Raw genomic sequence first — 16,874 nt, forward strand, 5'->3', positions numbered from 1 at the left:
TTAACCCCGCGGCAACCTAAATTCGATACCACCAAATTTGGTCGAATTGCACGGATGTACTGCATTCGGTCGGTGTAAGCGTTGCGTGAGCGTATCGATGTTAGTGTTGCGTAACCATCCGAAGGGCGCACGGTTTGCGCTCTTCGGACTCGGTCTTAGCATCTTCGCATTGATGCCGGCCGAGATCGGATATCAGGACATCGCGTCACTGCTTGCCCGTCAGCCCGGCGTCGCCGAACGCTGGCAGAAGCGGATGTTCTCCGCCATGGGAACGATCCACGTCGCCGCCTACAGTTTCGGCCGACCGATTGGAACGTCCTCGCCGCAAGTTGCGACCTATCGGCTGGCGAGACTTGACAGCCAGGGCGGCGACCTCACCGGTTCCATCATCCGCAATGCGATCATCGCGCCGCCGCCGCGCTATGTCGCCTCCGATTTTCCCAAGGTCGATCGCACGCTGAAGGGCGATCGTCTCCCCGTTGCGCCGCCGGTGCCCGCTGAAGCCGCACGCAGCGGGCCCGCGCCCGCAAGTGAAGATCCTTCGACCTCGAATTCTTCCGTGGAGGGCATGAAGACCGCCGTGCGCGCACCCGCCGACCATGTGCCGCTTGATCCCGAACTGCAGGACGCGCTGAACGCGCCGCCATTGCCGCAATATGCCCCGTCGCAACCGGCGTCCGATCAGTTCGACGACTACAAGAACGCGCAGCCCACCGCACCGGCGGCTGCGCCCGAGACGGCGCCACCGCCGCGCGATGTGTTCTCGTTCAAGACCTCGAGCCTGTTCTTCGGCTCCTCGCTCGGAACACCCGAGACCATGGAGCGCTGGCAGCCTGGCGAGGAGCCGACGATCGTCGTGCCCGATGCGTCGTCCGATCCGGACATGAAGGCGATGGCATCACTGCCGGTCGATGCCGACGGGCCGGTGCGCGCCGGCGACGTGGGCGAGAGCATCGCGCCGAAGGGCGAGGTCAACGCCGACAACCAGCACGCCAAGACGCCGGCCGAGCAGCTCGGCCTGTTCGACGAGAAGTCGCGCGCCAAATCGGAAAAGTGTCTTGCCGAAGCCGTCTATTTCGAAGCGAGAGGCGAGGCGGTGCGTGGCCAGATCGCGGTGGCGCAGGTGGTGTTGAACCGCGCCTTCTCCGGCAAATATCCGACTACGGTTTGTGGCGTGGTCTACCAGAACAAGTACCGCCACTTGGCCTGCCAGTTCACCTTCGCCTGCGACAACGTCCGCGATGTGATCCGCGAGCCTGATATGTGGGACCGCGCGCGGAAGATCGCCAAGGAGATGCTCGATGGCCGGCTCTGGCTGCCCGAGGTCGACAAGTCGACGCACTATCACGCCTATTGGGTGCGCCCGTCCTGGGTTAGCGAGATGAAGAAGATGTACAAGTTCGGCGTCCACACCTTCTATCGCCCGCGTGCCTGGGGCGATGGCAGCGACGCGCCGAGCTGGGGAAGCGCGGCCGAGACCGCGGAGATCTCGGCAGAGCTCGCCGACGCCGCGCAAAGCTCCGCTGAGCAGGCCAGCGCGAAGCGCTGAGTCTCGTTGTCCCGCGAAGGCGGGGACCCCCAACCACAGGCCGTTGTTTTTAAACGCGCTGGTCGACGGCCGCTTTCCCAAATTGCGCGATCCCGCGGTATGGGTCCCGGCCTGCGCCGCGACGACGCAGCAAGGCATCATCAATTCTGCAGGGCTGCCCTGCGCTGAAAATTTTTTCTCCGACCCTCTTGGGCCTTTCATGCAGATGCATTAATTCCCTGTAACCTTTCGCCTGGCCGGTTCCGGGCGCCATGTTTTCTAGCGGGGAAATTATTCGATGGCTGTGACCACCGGCGACCTTCGGCCTTCCTCCGGCCTCGATAGCTGGCGCACGCCGCTGATCATCATCATCTGCGGCTGTGCGATCGCGCTGCTCAGCTTTGGGCCGCGCTCGGCGCTCGGCTTCTTTGTGCAGCCTATGAGCCGTGAATTCGCCTGGGGCCGCGACGTCTTCGGCCTCGCGCTGGCGCTGCAGAACCTGTTGTGGGGACTGGGCCAGCCGATCGCCGGAGCGATCGCCGACCGCTTCGGCATCATGCGCGTGATGATCGTGGGCGCGCTGCTCTATGCCGCCGGCCTCTACATGATGCGCTATTCGGCAACGCCGCTGTCGCTCGACATCGGCGCCGGCGTGCTGATCGGCTTCGGCCTGTCCGGCTCCTCGTTCAACCTGGTGCTGTCGGCCTTCAGCAAGTTATTGCCGCCGGAGAAGCGCGGCCTCGCGCTCGGCGCCGGCACTGCCGCGGGTTCATTCGGCCAGTTCCTGTTCGCGCCTTTCGGCGTGGCGATGATCGATAATTTCGGCTGGCAGGCCGCTCTGACCGCGTTCGCCTTGCTAATGCTGCTGATTGTGCCGTTGTCGCTTGCGATCGCAACGCCGCCGGCGGAGACGACGAACGCGCCGGCCGGCGACCAGCAGTCGTTCAAGACGGCGCTGGCGGAAGCGTTTGGCCATCGTTCCTATGTGCTGCTCGTACTCGGCTTCTTCACCTGCGGCTTCCAGCTTGCCTTCATCACCGTGCACCTGCCGGCTTATCTCGTCGATCGCGGCATTCCGACCTCGACCGGCGGCTGGGTGATCGCGGCGATCGGCCTGTTCAACATCATGGGCTCGCTCGGCGTCGGCTGGCTGCAGAACTTCTTCCCCAAGCGCTACATCCTGTCGGCGATCTACTTCACCCGGGCGCTGGCAATCATCGCCTTCATCTCCTTCCCGATCACGACGTTCTCCGCGGTCGCCTTTGGCGCGATCTCAGGCCTCACCTGGCTGTCGACGGTGCCGCCGACCTCGGCGCTGGTGGCGCTAATGTTCGGCACGCGCTGGTTTGCGACGCTCTACGGCTTCGCCTTCGTCAGCCATCAGGTCGGCGGGTTCCTCGGTGTCTGGCTCGGCGGCATCGTGTTCGAGCAGTTCGGTTCCTATACGCCGATCTGGTGGCTTTCGATCCTGTTCGGCGTGCTATCGGCGCTGATCAACCTGCCGATCGTGGAGGCTCCTGTGTCGCGCCCGGTTGCGCAGCCTGCCTGATGCGATAAACACTCCTGTTAAGACTTAAGCGTTTCAGGGAGTGGCATCGTGGCGACGTTCAAGGCGATCAGGATCGACAAGGCGGACAAGGGTACGACCGCCGCGCTTACGCAATTCGACGACGCGGAATTGATGGATGGTGACGTCACCGTCCGCGTCGAATGGTCGACATTGAACTACAAGGATGGCCTGGCGCTGACCGGCAAGGCGCCGGTGGTGCGGCGCTTTCCGATGATCGCCGGCATCGATTTCGCCGGCACCGTCGAGCAATCCTCGCATCCCGACTGGAAGGCCGGCGACAAGGTCGTCTGCAACGGTTGGGGCATGGGCGAGACCCATCTCGGCGCTTATGCCGAGAAGGCGCGGGTCGAGGGCGACTGGCTGGTGCGCCTGCCCGATGGGATCTCGGCGCGCGATGCGATGGCGATCGGCACCGCCGGCTATACCGCGATGCTCTCGGTGCTGGCGCTGGAGGACCACGGACTTACGCCCAAGAGCGGGCCGATCGTGGTCACGGGGGCTGCTGGTGGCGTCGGCTCGGTCGCGATCGCCGTGCTGTCGAAGCTCGGCTATCACGTGATCGCCTCCACCGGGCGGCAATCGGAGGCAGCCTACCTTAAGGGCCTCGGCGCCGCCGAGGTGATCGACCGCAGCGAGCTCACCGGCCCGGTCAAACCGCTTGCGAAGGAGCGCTGGGCCGGCGGCGTCGATAGCGTCGGCTCGACCACGCTCGCCAACATGCTCTCGATGACAAAGTATGGCGGCGCCGTCGCCGCATGCGGGCTTGCCGCCGGCATGGACCTGCCTTCGTCGGTCGCTCCGTTCATTTTGCGCGGAGTGTGCCTTATTGGCATCGATTCGGTGATGTGCCCGATCGAACGGCGCAAGCGCGCCTGGAGCCGCCTCGCCAGCGATTTGGACAAGGCAAAACTCGCTGATATCACTCACGAAATCAGCCTGGACGAGGTCTTCTCTTTTGGGCCGAAAATCCTCGCGGGCGAGGTCCGCGGCCGGATCGTGGTAAAAATAGTCTGACGGCGTTCAGAATTTACCAACCAAGCTGCTCCAATGTTGCCTTGGTTGGTATGGTAAGCAGCGGGTAAAGGCGGGGTGCCCGCGCTGGGTAAGTGGAGTGGCTCATGCTTGCGCGTCTGGTATTGGGGACGGTCATGGCCGGCGCGCTGGCCGCGCCTGCGCTGGCCGGATCGATGAACGCTGAAGAGGCCAGGCGATTTGTCGCCGGCAAGGTGTTCGCCTTCACCTGCTTTGACGGTACCCGCGGCGCTGGCCGTATCCTCGACGACATGGGCGCCGCCGGCTCGATCCAGTTCGCAGGCTCCGGCCCGATTCGCCACGTCAGGCTGCCGGGCAACACCCTGCAGGTTCGCGGCCAGGCCGTCTGTGCCTCGCTGAAGGGCCTTCCGTTCGAGCCCTGCTTCAACCTCGACAAGCGCGACGATCGCTCGTTCCGCGGCTCGGTCTCGGGCATGGGCTTTGCCTATTGCGACTTCCGCCATCAGGGCGTCAAGCAGATGCTGATGGCGCGCTCGGTGGCGCGGCCGCGCTCGCTGCGCGCCTCGGAAGCTACTCGCTCGGCCGACGCCTCCCGCACTGAAGTGTCTGCACGCGTCGAGACGCCGCCGGTCGAGCGTAACAAGCTCGAGGCGGTGAAGCCCGAACCGGCGCAACCGGAAGGCGCGTCGGAATTGCGTCGTTCGACCGACTAATCGAGATCGTCGGTCCTGCCGACTTCGTCTGATCGCAGCGGCAGCGAAGGTCCGTAGTGATACGGGCTCGCGAATTCATGGCTTGGTAGCGACCGGTCTCTTATCTAACGTGAGGGGACGGCCGGGGGCAGGCCAACAACTGAGTTCCAAATGCCGCAATATTTCTTCAGGATCAGCCACGGTCGCTTCGCCGGCGCGTCCGATCAGGGATCGGAATTCGAAAGCCGTGAGGCCGCTTGGGCCGAGATGACCAAAGTCAGCGGCAACCTTCTCGGCAGCATCGCGCGCAACCTCAAGCAGGACGCCGAGTGGCAGATGGAGCTGATCGACGAGAGCAAGAAGCCCGTGTTCAGAATTCGCCTGATCGCGGAGTCGGTCGATTAGAGCGGTCGCGCGAATCGTTGCGCCATAGCCAGACCGAGAGCGGACGCGTGCGTCCGCGGATGCGCGTCTCATTCGGGCCGGTGAGCGTGCCGCTCTCGGTCAATGCGGATGCGGGGCCAGCCTGTCGCAATAGGTCGTCGCTGAGCGCGAGCGCCGCGCCATACTTGGCTGCAACCTCCATCAGACGGCTCGCCACGTTCACGGTGTCGCCGGTCGCTGTGATGTGCTGGTAGCTGCCGCCAAGCCGCGAGGCGACGATCGGGCCAAAATGCGCCCCCACCTTGAAGCCGATCCGTGGCGCCACCGTTGCCGGCAACGAATCGATCCATTGCGCGACATGGTTGCAAAGCGTGACCGCGCAGCGCGCGGCCCTGCGCGCATCGTCCTCGGTAGCTTCCGGCAGGCCGAACAGGATCATGGCGCCGTCGCCAAGGAAGCTCGTGATGATCCCGCTGTGCGACTCGACCTCGTCGTCGACGAGGGTGTGAAAATCCTTCAAGAGCGCCAGCCCTGCGTCGATATCGAGGGTTTCGCTCAATGCCGTGAAGCCCGAGAGGTCGATGAAGATAACCGCCGCATCCTGGTGCCGCGGCTCGAGCAGGAACGCCGGATTGCCGGTCAGCCATTGGTTAAGCGCCGGCGCTTGGAATTGCTGCAACAGCTCGCTTTTGACAGCGAAATATTGGGCCTGCCGGCGGTTCAGCCAAAGCTGGATCGAGCCGAACAGGATCGCGGGCGGCGCGGCGGCCGCAATCGGCAATGCTGCGCCGAGCCAGATGCCGCGCGAAAATGCGACGTAGTTCGTGACAGCCCAGACCGCCACCAGCGCGGCGATCGAGAGCAGGCCGGCCGCGCTGCGCCGCCACGCCAACAGGCCGACCACCGCAAGTGTCAGCGCCACTGCGAGGATCGCATCGGCCAGGCGTGTCGAACGATCGCGCAGGATGCCGTCGCCGGTCATCAGGTAATCGATCGCGGTCGCGACGATCTCGACGCCAGGCATCACAGGATCGAACGGTGTCGAAAACACGTCACCGCCGCCCGTCACGGTGGCGCCGATGACGACGATACGATCGTGGATGGCGGCTTGTGCGACGCTACCGTCCAGCACCAACGCGGCACTCACCGTCGGCACCGTGCCGCGCGGGCCGTAATAGGCGAGAGGCAGCACATGATCGATGTCGGTCGGGATGTTCCGCCCGGCGAGGCGCACGCCATCAGCCTCGATCACCGGATCATGGCCTACGGCCAATGCCGCGACGCGCAGCGGAAACGATAACTCGACCTTGTCGCTGGTGCGGACCAGCAAGGGAATGCCGCGCGGCGTACCGGATTTGTCGGTCGTCAGGTTGACCACGCCGACCGCCGCGTGTTCGGCGAAGGCGGGAAGCGGGCGCAGGAATCTCTCCGCCCGCGGCAGGCGCGCAAGCGGGCTCTTGTCATCCGCCTCCAGGATCTGGATCGCATCGGGAAACACCGCAGCGGCGGCGATGGCGGAGCGGCGCTTTGCGAGCGCTTGCGCCAGCGCAGCATCGCCGCCGTCCTTGCCCTGGTCCAGCAGCAAGAGGTCGACCGCGATTGCGCGCGGCTCATGGCGGGTAATCGTCTCGATGATCGCGGCGAGGTCGGCGCGCGGCAGCGGATAGCCGCCTTGCCTGGCGACGGCCTCATCGTCAATGGCAATGATGGTTACGACGTCGGGCGCCGCGCGTTCACCGCGCGCCAGCAGGCGCAGATCGGTCAGCACGCCTTCGGCACGATCGAGGAATTGAACGTCGCCGTTCCAGTAGCCTATTCCCAGCGCCGCCGCCCAGACGAGCGAGAGCAGAAGCGCGATTGAGGTTTGAGGGATCCGGCCGCTCACCAAGGATCATTGTCCGAGACGCGCGAGCAGCGCATCGACACGAGCCTGCCCCCAGCGCTTGACCACCAGCGGCTCGTTTCCGGGATCGACATCGACGCCTTCACCCGGAGCAAGCACCACCTGGTTTCCGCCGCGCGGCCGGCGCACTGCGACCCGGCCCTGCAGCACCAGCACCGATGTCCTCGCCTCCTGCACATCGACCGCCCATTTGGTCCCACGCACGGCGGCAATCGCTTGCGGCGTGTTGACGCGAAAACGATTCTTGCCGCGCTGTTTGGGCGCGTCGAGCAACAACGCCTTGCTCTGCAGGTCGACTGACGTGGCGCTGCCATCATGGCCTTGCAGCGTGAACCTCGCGCCATCCTCGGCGACGACGATCAGCCCGTCGCGGCAGCGCAGGATTTGCGTTGCTCTCGGGCCTGCCTCCGACGGACATGTCGCGGCCATCGTCTGCGCTGCCGCAGGCTGGATCGCAAGTGTGGTGCAGATGAGAACGAGGCCCGCCAGCCGCGCGAGCGCTCCTGCAATGTATCGCTGCAAAACGCTCCCCTCGCAAAAATGGTCGGCCGCCACAATATCGCTCTTTGAAACTCACACTATGTCCAGAAAATGTCTGCCCACGTCCAGTCCCAATGGCGTGAGCCGACGCGACACTTCGTCATGCACAAAGTCGCGTCACGGGGACGTGATGTCACGCGCGGATGCGATAGGACCCTGCCGATCTATCCCGCGACCGGCGGCGTCTCAGCCTGCCGCCGGAACAAGATGCGCTGGTAGAGCCAGCCGATCGCGACCAGCACCACGCCAAGGCACATGAAGGACAGCGCGCGGTAGACGCCTGTGAGCTGCGACATGTCGACCACGAACGCCTTCACGATGGTCAGCGCGATGACGGCGGCGGAGGCCATCCGCGCGCGCTGCGAGCCAGCGACGATGCCGATCCCGAGCAGCACGACACCGAACACAAGCCAGGCGATCGAATAGGTGTATTGCTCGGCGCCCGTGGTCGGGCCGTGCGAGAGCACGGGGCCGTGGTAGAGCCGGCGGATTTCAAAGCTGACATAGGTGAGCGCGAGGATCAGCGCGCCGGCTGCGAGCGTGTTTGCGTAGGCGGCCGGACGCCGTCCCGCCACCGCATAAGACAACAGCAGCGCCAGCACTGCCGGCAGGGCATAGCCGAGCAGGAGCAGGTTGATGAAGCCGCCGCCGACATTGATCGGCCACAGGATCGGCGTCTCCAGCAGCATCAGGCCGAAGACCGCGGCAAGACCGGCGAACACCGTCAGCAGTACCGCACTGATATTGTGCACGATACTGGCCGTGCGGATGCGCAGACGCTCCAGCCCGATCGCCATCGCCAGCGCGGTGCAGACCTGCAGCGCGACCTCGGTGAGGCCGGCGCTGCTACGGTAGACATCGCCCTGGTTGACGGCGTGCCGGATCTCCATGAAGGCGAGCAGGACCGTGAACAGGATCGCGGCCGACTCGACCGCACGGAGCGCCGCATCGTCGCCATTGCGGCGCAGGAAGATGCTGGCGGCCCAGAACGAGGCGGCGGGAATGCCGTAGCCCCACAACAGCCAGTTGAAGATCGGCGTGGTGCCGACCGCATCGCCGACGATCCGCGGCTCATAGCCGATGCGCAGCACGACGATGCCGGCGAGGATCGCGGCCAGCGTGCGCAGGAAGGCAATTGGCCGCTGCAGCGATATCCAGGCAGTGCCGAGCGACATCAGCGCCAGCGCAATTGTGAGCCAGCCTTTTTCCAGCGCGAAGGTGAGTGCGAGCGCCAGCGCGGCGAGCGTGCCGGTCGCAAACAGCGCGATCGGCGCGGAGTGTTCGGGCCGGTCCTCGCGCCTGGTCAGGAATTCGGTCGTGGCGGCGAAGGCCGCGGCGAGCAATACCGCGAAAATCGCGAACGGGATCGAACGGTCGAGCTGCGCGATCCGGGCGTAGAGCGCGACCAGCAGCGCGAGCGGCGTGAACGTGGCCACCGCAGCCCACTGCACGATGATCGCAGTTGTGGTGAAGCGGCGCTGCGCCAGGAAGCCAGCCACGCCGAACATGCTCGCGAAGATCGCCGCCGTGGTCATGTGCAGCGAGACCGAACCGTCGGTGGCGTTTGGCCCGATGCCGGGCAGGGGGCCGCCGGGCAGCACCAGCATGTCCGGATTGCCGCGCACCGCCCATTCGGCGAACACGACAAACACGAACAGCGCGGCGGCGCCGATCGCAGCAGTAGCCGCCGGCGTCCGCCAGGCGACGAACAAGCTGCCGGCGACGAGGAGGCCGAAGCTGATCAGCGCGGGGTCGGCGTGAAAGCTGTTGAGCACGATCAGCAGCGCGCCGAACAGATAGGCGATCAAGGAGCCCGATGAGATCGGCTCGACATGCTCGCCCTCCGGCTCCGGTCCGAGCATGAAGCCGCAGACGACCAATACCGCCCGCGAGAATGAATCCTGCGATGACATGGAAGGCGTGCGGCCCGATCATCGACGGCCCGCATTGCAGGCAGGGGAACGTCCAGAGCAGCGCGAACACGACCGTGGTGACGGCAAGCCAGCGCCACAGCCGGATGCGGGCGAGGCCGAACGATGCCGCGGTCACGATCGCAAGGTAGATGTAGAGCGCCCAGAAGTCCGGCTTTTCCGATGACACGAGGATCGGCGTAGCGAAGGCGCCGACGACGCCAAGCCCGGCCAGCGCCTGCCCATGCAACAGCGCCGCGGCGAGCGTGCCAAGCGCGACCAGTCCGAGCAGCACGAAGGCGGTGGCCGGCGCAAGGAAGTCGTAGAGCGCGTAGGCCGCATAGATGGTCGCGAATGCCACTGCCGTTCCTGCGGCGGTGAGGATCGCTGGAATGTTGGCGATCGGCAGCGGCGCGATTGTGGAGATGCTTTCCTTGCGCCGCGTCCATTCGCCGGCGCCGAGCAGCGCCAGTGCGAACACGCCGCCGAGCGTGGTGCGCACGCCGGGACCGAGCAGGCCGGCTTCGATCGAATAGCGCACCATGAAGAAGCCGCCGAGCGCCAGCGTCAGGCCGCCGAGCCACACCACCCAGCGGGTACCGATGGTCTCTTCGAAGCCGGGTCGCGCGGGTGGCGGTGCGGGCGGCGCCTCGCTGGGACCACTTGGCGCGGCCGCTTGCTCGGCCATGGCAGGGGCGTGCTGGATGGCCTCTGGCGGCAATGGCGGAGGTGTGGCCACCGGCCGCGAGGTCGCAAGCGTGGGCTCCGGCTCTTGCTCCGGGGCGAGTGGCGGCGGTGCTGGCCTTGGCGCCGCGACGTTCGCGCCTTCGAGGGCGTCCAGCCGCGTGCGCAGCGCGGCCACCTCATTCGTTGCCTTCAGCGCAAATGCAAATGCGACGATCGCAATGACGAAAACAATGAACTCAAGCATCAGGCCTCCAGGCGGACGCGCGAGGGGCGTAACCAATCACGTCCGCGGTCGTCGCAATCTTCTGAGTGGAGGCTGCCCCGTACAAAGTTCAATCGTTAAAGCGGCATTTCCGCGCGACTCACTCCAGGTCGACCCGGAACGGCTGGTTTTCGATGCTCATGGCGCCTGGCCCGATCTCGTCGAGGGCGCGCAGCATCCGCCCCTCCCGCCCGAGCGCCTTGTCGGCGAGGCTCACCAGCAGCCGGTTCGGCGACGCGACCGGAGAGGCGGCGCGGATCTTGCGCGCGATCTCGATCTCGTCGCGATGTGGATTGAGCGCGCAGGCGGCGGCGAAAGCACTCGCGGTCGAGCGGCTGATTCCGGCATAGCAGTGCACCACCATCGGAGCGCTGCGGTCCCACTTCCGCACGAAGTTCAAGACACGTTCGATGTGTTCTTCCGACGGCGCGATGAAGCCGTCCATCACTTCGGTGATGTCGTCGACCTGCACGCGCAGATGGTTGGCCTCGAGTATGGAAGCCGGCCGCTGCACCTGCGCGACATTGGCCATCACGGTGAGGATATGGCTGGCGCCGGTCAGTCTGACGGTTTCGGGAAGCAGGGCGAGCGAGCAGACGTGAAGCATCATGGTCCTTGGGCAAGGTGGTTGGACCCAATTATAACCGCTGCCGTAGGGTGGGCAAAGGCGCCCTTCGCGGTGCCAATTACTGCGCCCTCGCCCCTTGTGGGAGAGGGCTGCGCCGGCGTCGGCAATGAACTCGTTGGGTGAGGGGTTCTTTCCACGAGCGCCGTTGCCCGTGGAGGCAACCCCTCATCCGCGCTTCGCGCCACCTTCTCCCACAAGGGGAGAAGGGAAGGACGCGCGCTTTGCCAACCCTACTAATTTAGGCCGGCTACCGCCTTGAAGCGTTCGAGGAACCGCTTTTCGGCTTTTGCGGCGGTCCAGGGCGTCAGGTAGTCGCGCTCGGTCGCCTCCGGCAGTGCGGGATCACGGCCGAACAGGCGCTTGGCTTCGGTTTCCGAAAATCCGGCAAGGCGGGTTGCTTCGAGAAAGGCGGCGCCGCGGTCGGCGGCCTTGATCTGCTGCGTGATCTCGTCCGCCAGCACCGGCGGCAGGCCGAAGCGGATGTGGATCGCGGAGAGCAGGCGCTTCTCCACCGACTTGTAGTCGCCGCCGAGCACTGCCTTGAACGGCGAGATCATGTCGCCGATGACATATTCCGGCGCATCGTGCAGCAGTGCAGCGCGTCGTACGCTGACATCGACGCGCGGCATTTCCTGGCGCATCACCGCCTCGACCAGCAGGGTATGCTGCGCGACCGAGAAGATATGCGCGCCGCTGGTCTGCCCGTTCCAGCGGGCGACGCGGGCGAGGCCATGGGCGATGTCGGCGATCTCGATATCAAGCGGCGAAGGGTCAAGCAGATCGAGCCGCCGCCCGGACAGCATGCGCTGCCAGGCCCGCGCGTCCTGCTTCGGCGCCGATCGTCTGCTGCTCATTTCACTTTCAAGCGCGGACTGCGATGCTTGCCGTCGCAGGCCTCGTGGCAGAAGCAGGTGACGAGATGGTCATTGACGATGCCGGTCGCCTGCATGAAGGCGTAGACGATGGTCGGGCCGACGAACTTGAAGCCGCGCGAGGCCAGTTCTTTCGAGATCTTGATCGACAATGGCGTCGAGGCCGGCACGCTCGCCGTCGTCTTGAACTCGTTGACCTTGGGTCGGCCGTCGACAAAATTCCACAGGAATTTCGCGAAGCCCGGTCCTTCTTCCATGATCTTCAGATAGGACTTCGCGCTCTCGATCGTGCCCTCGATCTTGGCGCGATTGCGCACGATGCCCGCATCGTTCATCAGCGCGTGGACTTTCTTGGCGTTGTAGCGCGCGATCTTCTCGGGCTGGAAGTCGTCGAAGGCTTTGCGGAAATTCTCGCGTTTGCGCAGGATCGTGATCCAGGAGAGGCCGGCCTGGAAACCATCGAGGATGAGCTTCTCATAGAGCGCGCGGTCGTCATATTCCGGCACGCCCCATTCCTCGTCGTGATAGGCGACGTAAAACGGATCTTCGCCCGGCCACGGGCAGCGAATCTTGCCGTCGGGATGCAGTTGCGCAGCGCGGCTCATGCGACCGTCTTTTTCGGTGTGGCGCGGACGGCGTCCGGCTCGGCGAGCCTCAGGCCAAGGCCGCCGGCGGAGAGTGAAAGGCCGGCATCAAGGGCATCAGTGACGCGGTCGGTGCGGACTAGCGCGAGGCCGTTCTGTCCTGCGGTCGAGCCCATGGTGCCGACCGGCTTGTCGCCGGCGAGGATCGTGGCGCCCGGCTCGGGCGAGAGACCGTCCAGGATGACCTTGATGGTGCGCGTGCGCGCAGTGCCGCGATGCTGCATCCGCGACACGACTTCCTGGCCGACATAGCAACCCTTGTCGAAATCCACGCCGCCCAGCCGGTCCATATTGGTCTCATGCGGAAATGCATCGCCATAGCTGAAGTCGAGCCCGCCGCGCGGGATGCCGCTCGCGATGCGATGCTCCTCATAGACGGCACTGTCGACGAGATCGGCGTCGATAAGACCTGCGACCTTGGCTTTCAAGTTTTCGGGCACCAGGATGCGGAAACCCAGCGCGTCACCCCGGGGATCGGCGAAGCAGAGGTCAGGCTTCAGCGCCGGCTCGCCATCCCAGGCGGCCAGCACGCCAAGCCCGTCGGAGAGGTTCTCGACCGCGACCTTGCTGCGAAGCTTGTAGAAGCGCAGCTTGTCCGTCAGCGCCTGCGCAAGTGCTCGCGGCACATCGATAAGGAAGCCGCCGCCATGGCCCGCGGGAGCCTCCGTGATCAGGAAATCGACGATGATCTTGCCCTGCGGGGTCAGCAGCGCGCCGAACCGGCCCATGCCCGGTTTGAGCTCGGTCAGGTCTGATGTGACGAGGCCGTTGAGGAAGTTGCGGGCGTCCTCGCCCGTCACCTTGACCACGCCCCGATCGGGTAGAAATGCTGCTTTCATCGAGCTGTATTGGGCCTTTTTCCAGGGTTCCTTTGGGAAACGGAGCTAGCGGATATCCCCTGCGAAGTTAAGGCGCTAGACTGCGCCGAACAAGGCCCGGACGGCACGCGCGAGGAGCGATGAATCAGCGTTTTGATACCATTCTAAAATCCGGCACCGTGGTCAATCAGGACGGCGAGGGCGTCCGCGACATTGGCATCAGGGGTGGCCGCATCGCCGAGATTGGCGGCCTGAACTGTGATTCCGCCGACGAGGTGATCGACTGCAAGGGCCTGCATGTCCTGCCCGGGGTGATGGACACCCAGGTGCACTTCCGCGAGCCCGGCCCGACCCACAAGGAAGATCTCGAGACCGGATCGCGCAGCGCGGTGCTGGGCGGCGTTACGGCCGTGTTCGAGATGCCGAACACCGATCCGCTCACGGTGACGGAAGCCGCCTTCACCGACAAGGTGAAGCGCGCCCATCACCGTATGCATTGCGATTTTGCCTTCTTCATCGGCGGCACCCGCGAGAACGTGCAGGACGTGCCGGAGCTCGAGCGCGCGCCGGGCTGCGCCGGCGTCAAGGTGTTCATCGGCTCCTCCACCGGCACGCTGCTGGTCGAGGACGACGAGAGTCTGCGCCGCATCTTCCAGGTGATCCGCCGCCGCGCCGCGTTCCACGCCGAGGATGAATATCGCCTCAACGACCGCAAGCCGCTCAGGGTCGAGGGCGATCCGCGCTCGCATCCGGTCTGGCGCGACGAGGTCGCCGCGCTGATGGCGACACAGCGGCTGGTCAAGCTCGCGCATGAGACGGGCAAGCGCATCCACGTGCTGCACATCTCGACCAAGCAGGAGATCGATTTCCTGCGCGACCACAAGGATGTCGCCTCCTGCGAGGCGACGCCGCATCACCTCACCATGGCCGCGCCGGAATGCTACGAGCGGCTCGGCACCCGCGCGCAGATGAATCCGCCGGTGCGCTCGGCCGATCATCGCGAGAGGATCTGGTACGGCATCGAGCAGGGCATCATCGACGTGCTCGGCTCCGATCACGCCCCGCACACGCTGGAAGAGAAGGCGAAGACCTATCCGGCCTCGCCCTCCGGCATGACCGGCGTGCAGACGCTGGTGCCCTTGATGCTCGATCACGTGAGCGCCGGCCGGCTGTCGCTGGCCCGTTTCGTCGACCTCACCAGCGCCGGCCCCGCGCGGCTCTTCAACATCGCCTGCAAGGGCCGTATCGCGGCCGGCTATGACGCCGATTTCACCATTGTCGATCTCAAGCGCCGCGAGACCATCACCAACCAGTGGGTCGCCTCGCGTGCGGGCTGGACGCCCTATGACGGGATGCGCGTCACCGGCTGGCCAGTCGGCACGTTCGTGCGCGGCAGGCGGGTGATGTGGCAGGGCGAAGTGGTGACGTCCTCACTGGGCGAGCCGGTGCGGTTTCTGGAGACGCTGAGGCCGTAGGATCTACTGCCGCGCCAGCGCCAGCGAGAATTCGCCGTTGCGCACGCGCGCCGGCAGCCCCTCGACGAACTTCGCCACCGCTTCCTCGCCATAGGTGCCGACGAGCTCGGCCAGCGCGGCGAACAGGCTCGCCTGCGCGAGGCAGTCGCCGTCGATGCCGTCATGGCGTGCTTCGGCCCAGGCCTCGTTCAAATAGGTGAGCGCGGCCTGCTTCTGCTCATGGTCAGGCAGGGGATTGCGGGCAATCGAGAACGCTGGAATGCGCATGAAACTCACGGGGCATGTGGGCGCGATTCACGGCGAATCGCGTCATGCAGCAAGCTGTAGCACGCGCATCGGACGCGCCTAGGCCACATCTTTAGGAAAGGTTAATGGCGGCGCCTAGGGTGAATCGCTCAGTTGGCATAGCGCGCGGTCAGGTCGCGCGAGATCTTCGAACCTTCCTCGACGTAACGGCGGATCGCCACGACAGCCGCCGGCGTGCAGCTGCGGTAGGTCTGCTGGAACCCGTTATAGCCGCGGTTGAAGCCCGCGATCATGCGGGCGCGGCGGTCGCCGGAGGGGGTTTCGGCGTCGATCAGCGCCTGCATCTCGTTGCGCCATTTGGCGCCTTCGTTGCTGCCGCAGATGCCGCGCAGATAATGCAGGGTGCCGAGGATTTCGGCGAGCCGCTGAAGGTCGCCATCAAATGGCGCCGCAGCATCCTCGGCCCGCGCGGGCGCAAGACTGCACGCCGTGACGAGGATGAGGGCGGCCAGGAGAAATTTCGACATGGGAGCCGTCATATGCCCGTGGATCGTGCTGCAGGCAAGGCGCCGGAAGCCGCCCCTGGAGCATGATCCGGAGAAGTGGAACCCGGTTTTCCGAAAAGATCATGCTCAAACAAAGAGATGAGATCATGATCCGATTCCGTTTAATCGGATCATGATCCAGGGCTTCAAATCAGCCGCCGGGCCGCCTCAATCATCTCCTGCAGGCCCCCGGTGACCTTGAGGTCGCCGATCGCCTCGGGCTCCAGCCATTTGAAATCATCATGCTCGTCGTTCAGGCGTGGTTCCCGCGCCACCCATCGCGCCGCGAACGACATGATCAGATAATGCCCGCTGCCGGTCGGACCCGGCAGCACCTCGCGCCAGCCGGCCAGCGCGACGACGTCGATCTTGAGTCCGGTCTCCTCGTCGACCTCGCGGTGCAGCGCCGTATGCAGGGATTCGCCGAATTCGACCCGGCCGCCCGGCAGCGAATAGAAGCCCTTGCCTGGCGAGCGGGCGCGGCGAACCAAAAGCACCTTGCCGTTGCGAAAGATCGCACCGGAAACGGCAAGCTGGGGGCGGGCAGGCAGGGCGGGGGAGGTCAAGACGCGATCCAAATCCGGGGAAACCGGCGGCGATCATGCCCGATTGGCGACGAAAGGTCTAACCGCAGCGCAGCTACTCGCTCGCCATGATGCGCTCGATATCGGCTTCGGTGCCGCCATTGATGATGCCGCCGGCGAGTGCGACCAGCGGCTTGACCCAGATCGTGGCCTGCTCCGCCAGCTTGGCGCGGGTCTTGTCCTGGCTCACCTTGCCCATCGCAGCACTCACCGCCGTCAGGATCGAGGTCATGGTCGTCGTGATGTTGTCGAACTCGGCGCGGATGGTGGGATCGGCGGTTTCATAGGCTTCGATCGCGAGATCGCGTGCCCTGAAGTTGGAGGCCGTGAAGTGCTCGGCGTATGACAGCGGGCGCCAGCTCATGAAATCCTCGGCACATTCCGGCATGTCCGGAATCATCTCGAGCAGCATGATGGCTTCGTTGAAGTGATTGAGGTAATCGGTGGCGAGCCCGGTGCGGGGATTGATGTTGGCGGCGCGCAATGTTGCCGTCCGGGCCTCGTCCGGGCCCGCCGGTCGCCGTGTCGGGCGATCGGATTCCGCTGCTGGTGAGCCCGTGGATGTCATCCCGTCCAGTGTTTGACAGAGGCGG

At 65.2% G+C, this 16,874-nt stretch carries 16 protein-coding genes and 1 pseudogene; 6 read left to right on the forward strand and 11 right to left on the reverse strand.

The window, feature by feature from the left end; all coding sequences use genetic code 11:
- Positions 1 to 97 precede the first annotated feature (97 nt).
- The 5 genes from J6497_RS04445 (at position 98) to J6497_RS04465 (ending at position 5,188) form a co-directional block, all read left to right on the forward strand.
- The gene (locus tag J6497_RS04445) at positions 98 to 1,549 is read left to right on the forward strand and encodes a cell wall hydrolase (RefSeq protein ID WP_225703010.1); all 1,452 of its coding nucleotides are present in this window, start codon (positions 98 to 100) and stop codon (positions 1,547 to 1,549) included.
- A 277-nt stretch (positions 1,550 to 1,826) separates the two neighbouring features.
- On the forward strand, positions 1,827 to 3,077 hold the full coding sequence (locus J6497_RS04450; RefSeq protein ID WP_225703011.1) for an MFS transporter: 1,251 nt from the start codon (positions 1,827 to 1,829) through the stop codon (positions 3,075 to 3,077).
- Positions 3,078 to 3,125: 48 nt separating this feature from the next.
- Positions 3,126 to 4,112 carry an acrylyl-CoA reductase (NADPH) gene (acuI, locus tag J6497_RS04455; protein ID WP_225703012.1) on the forward strand — a complete coding sequence of 329 codons (987 nt, stop codon included), beginning with the start codon at positions 3,126 to 3,128 and terminating at the stop codon, positions 4,110 to 4,112.
- Positions 4,113 to 4,216: 104 nt separating this feature from the next.
- Complete coding sequence (locus J6497_RS04460; protein WP_225703013.1) at positions 4,217 to 4,804, forward strand: hypothetical protein; 588 nt, start codon at positions 4,217 to 4,219, stop codon at positions 4,802 to 4,804.
- A 150-nt stretch (positions 4,805 to 4,954) separates the two neighbouring features.
- The gene (locus tag J6497_RS04465) at positions 4,955 to 5,188 is read left to right on the forward strand and encodes a DUF6894 family protein (protein ID WP_225703014.1); all 234 of its coding nucleotides are present in this window, start codon (positions 4,955 to 4,957) and stop codon (positions 5,186 to 5,188) included.
- On the opposite strand, the gene J6497_RS04470 is transcribed toward J6497_RS04465, so the two are convergent.
- From J6497_RS04470 to ygfZ, 7 genes and pseudogenes are all read right to left on the reverse strand, one after another.
- Positions 5,154 to 7,052 (reverse strand): CHASE2 domain-containing protein, encoded by a 1,899-nt coding sequence (locus tag J6497_RS04470; RefSeq protein WP_225703015.1) that lies wholly within the window; start codon positions 7,050 to 7,052, stop codon positions 5,154 to 5,156. The two genes, J6497_RS04465 and J6497_RS04470, sit on opposite strands and share 35 nt — an antisense overlap.
- A 6-nt stretch (positions 7,053 to 7,058) precedes the next feature.
- Positions 7,059 to 7,592, reverse strand: coding sequence for a FecR domain-containing protein (locus J6497_RS04475; protein ID WP_376708163.1), 534 nt, complete (start codon positions 7,590 to 7,592; stop codon positions 7,059 to 7,061).
- Between the two features lie 182 nt (positions 7,593 to 7,774).
- Positions 7,775 to 10,451, reverse strand: a pseudogene (locus J6497_RS04480) (DUF2339 domain-containing protein).
- A gap of 118 nt (positions 10,452 to 10,569) precedes the next feature.
- Entirely contained in the window at positions 10,570 to 11,076 is a 507-nt protein-coding gene (locus J6497_RS04485) for a tyrosine phosphatase family protein (protein ID WP_225703225.1), read from the reverse strand.
- Positions 11,077 to 11,330: 254 nt separating this feature from the next.
- Complete coding sequence (locus J6497_RS04490; protein ID WP_225703016.1) at positions 11,331 to 11,951, reverse strand: YfbR-like 5'-deoxynucleotidase; 621 nt, start codon at positions 11,949 to 11,951, stop codon at positions 11,331 to 11,333.
- Positions 11,948 to 12,574, reverse strand: a complete 627-nt coding sequence (locus J6497_RS04495; protein ID WP_225703017.1) for a DNA-3-methyladenine glycosylase I — start codon at positions 12,572 to 12,574, stop codon at positions 11,948 to 11,950. The genes J6497_RS04490 and J6497_RS04495 overlap by 4 nt, the downstream gene beginning before the upstream one ends.
- Positions 12,571 to 13,452 (reverse strand): CAF17-like 4Fe-4S cluster assembly/insertion protein YgfZ, encoded by an 882-nt coding sequence (ygfZ, locus tag J6497_RS04500; protein WP_225703018.1) that lies wholly within the window; start codon positions 13,450 to 13,452, stop codon positions 12,571 to 12,573. Before ygfZ ends, J6497_RS04495 begins: the two co-directional genes overlap by 4 nt.
- 119 nt (positions 13,453 to 13,571) lie before the next feature.
- Here ygfZ and J6497_RS04505 point away from each other — a divergent pair, with 119 nt between their 5' ends.
- Complete coding sequence (locus tag J6497_RS04505; RefSeq protein WP_225703019.1) at positions 13,572 to 14,906, forward strand: dihydroorotase; 1,335 nt, start codon at positions 13,572 to 13,574, stop codon at positions 14,904 to 14,906.
- A 3-nt stretch (positions 14,907 to 14,909) separates the two neighbouring features.
- On the opposite strand, the gene J6497_RS04510 is transcribed toward J6497_RS04505, so the two are convergent.
- From J6497_RS04510 to J6497_RS04525, 4 genes are all read right to left on the reverse strand, one after another.
- A complete protein-coding gene (locus J6497_RS04510) occupies positions 14,910 to 15,173 on the reverse strand; it encodes a hypothetical protein (protein WP_225703020.1) in 264 nt (87 codons plus the stop codon).
- Positions 15,174 to 15,301: 128 nt separating this feature from the next.
- Complete coding sequence (locus J6497_RS04515; protein WP_225703021.1) at positions 15,302 to 15,679, reverse strand: TIGR02301 family protein; 378 nt, start codon at positions 15,677 to 15,679, stop codon at positions 15,302 to 15,304.
- A 164-nt stretch (positions 15,680 to 15,843) separates the two neighbouring features.
- The gene (locus tag J6497_RS04520; protein WP_225703226.1) at positions 15,844 to 16,263 is read right to left on the reverse strand and encodes an NUDIX hydrolase; all 420 of its coding nucleotides are present in this window, start codon (positions 16,261 to 16,263) and stop codon (positions 15,844 to 15,846) included.
- 73 nt (positions 16,264 to 16,336) lie between these two features.
- On the reverse strand, positions 16,337 to 16,849 hold the full coding sequence (locus J6497_RS04525; RefSeq protein WP_225703022.1) for a hypothetical protein: 513 nt from the start codon (positions 16,847 to 16,849) through the stop codon (positions 16,337 to 16,339).
- Positions 16,850 to 16,874 lie beyond the last annotated feature (25 nt).

This window comes from Bradyrhizobium cenepequi (assembly GCF_020329485.1).
Lineage (GTDB): Bacteria > Pseudomonadota > Alphaproteobacteria > Rhizobiales > Xanthobacteraceae > Bradyrhizobium > Bradyrhizobium cenepequi.

What these genes read in the sequence shown, in the direction of transcription:
- J6497_RS04445 (WP_225703010.1), top strand. Translation starts at nt 98, where the DNA reads ATGTTAGTGTTGCGTAACCATCCGAAGGGCGCACGGTTTGCGCTCTTC.
- J6497_RS04450 (WP_225703011.1), top strand. Translation starts at nt 1,827, where the DNA reads ATGGCTGTGACCACCGGCGACCTTCGGCCTTCCTCCGGCCTCGATAGC.
- J6497_RS04460 (WP_225703013.1), top strand. Translation starts at nt 4,217, where the DNA reads ATGCTTGCGCGTCTGGTATTGGGGACGGTCATGGCCGGCGCGCTGGCC.
- J6497_RS04465 (WP_225703014.1), top strand. Translation starts at nt 4,955, where the DNA reads ATGCCGCAATATTTCTTCAGGATCAGCCACGGTCGCTTCGCCGGCGCG.
- J6497_RS04485 (WP_225703225.1), bottom strand. Translation starts at nt 11,076, where the DNA reads ATGCTTCACGTCTGCTCGCTCGCCCTGCTTCCCGAAACCGTCAGACTG.
- J6497_RS04490 (WP_225703016.1), bottom strand. Translation starts at nt 11,951, where the DNA reads ATGAGCAGCAGACGATCGGCGCCGAAGCAGGACGCGCGGGCCTGGCAG.
- J6497_RS04495 (WP_225703017.1), bottom strand. Translation starts at nt 12,574, where the DNA reads ATGAGCCGCGCTGCGCAACTGCATCCCGACGGCAAGATTCGCTGCCCG.
- ygfZ (WP_225703018.1), bottom strand. Translation starts at nt 13,452, where the DNA reads ATGAAAGCAGCATTTCTACCCGATCGGGGCGTGGTCAAGGTGACGGGC.
- J6497_RS04505 (WP_225703019.1), top strand. Translation starts at nt 13,572, where the DNA reads ATGAATCAGCGTTTTGATACCATTCTAAAATCCGGCACCGTGGTCAAT.
- J6497_RS04510 (WP_225703020.1), bottom strand. Translation starts at nt 15,173, where the DNA reads ATGCGCATTCCAGCGTTCTCGATTGCCCGCAATCCCCTGCCTGACCAT.
- J6497_RS04515 (WP_225703021.1), bottom strand. Translation starts at nt 15,679, where the DNA reads ATGTCGAAATTTCTCCTGGCCGCCCTCATCCTCGTCACGGCGTGCAGT.
- J6497_RS04525 (WP_225703022.1), bottom strand. Translation starts at nt 16,849, where the DNA reads ATGACATCCACGGGCTCACCAGCAGCGGAATCCGATCGCCCGACACGG.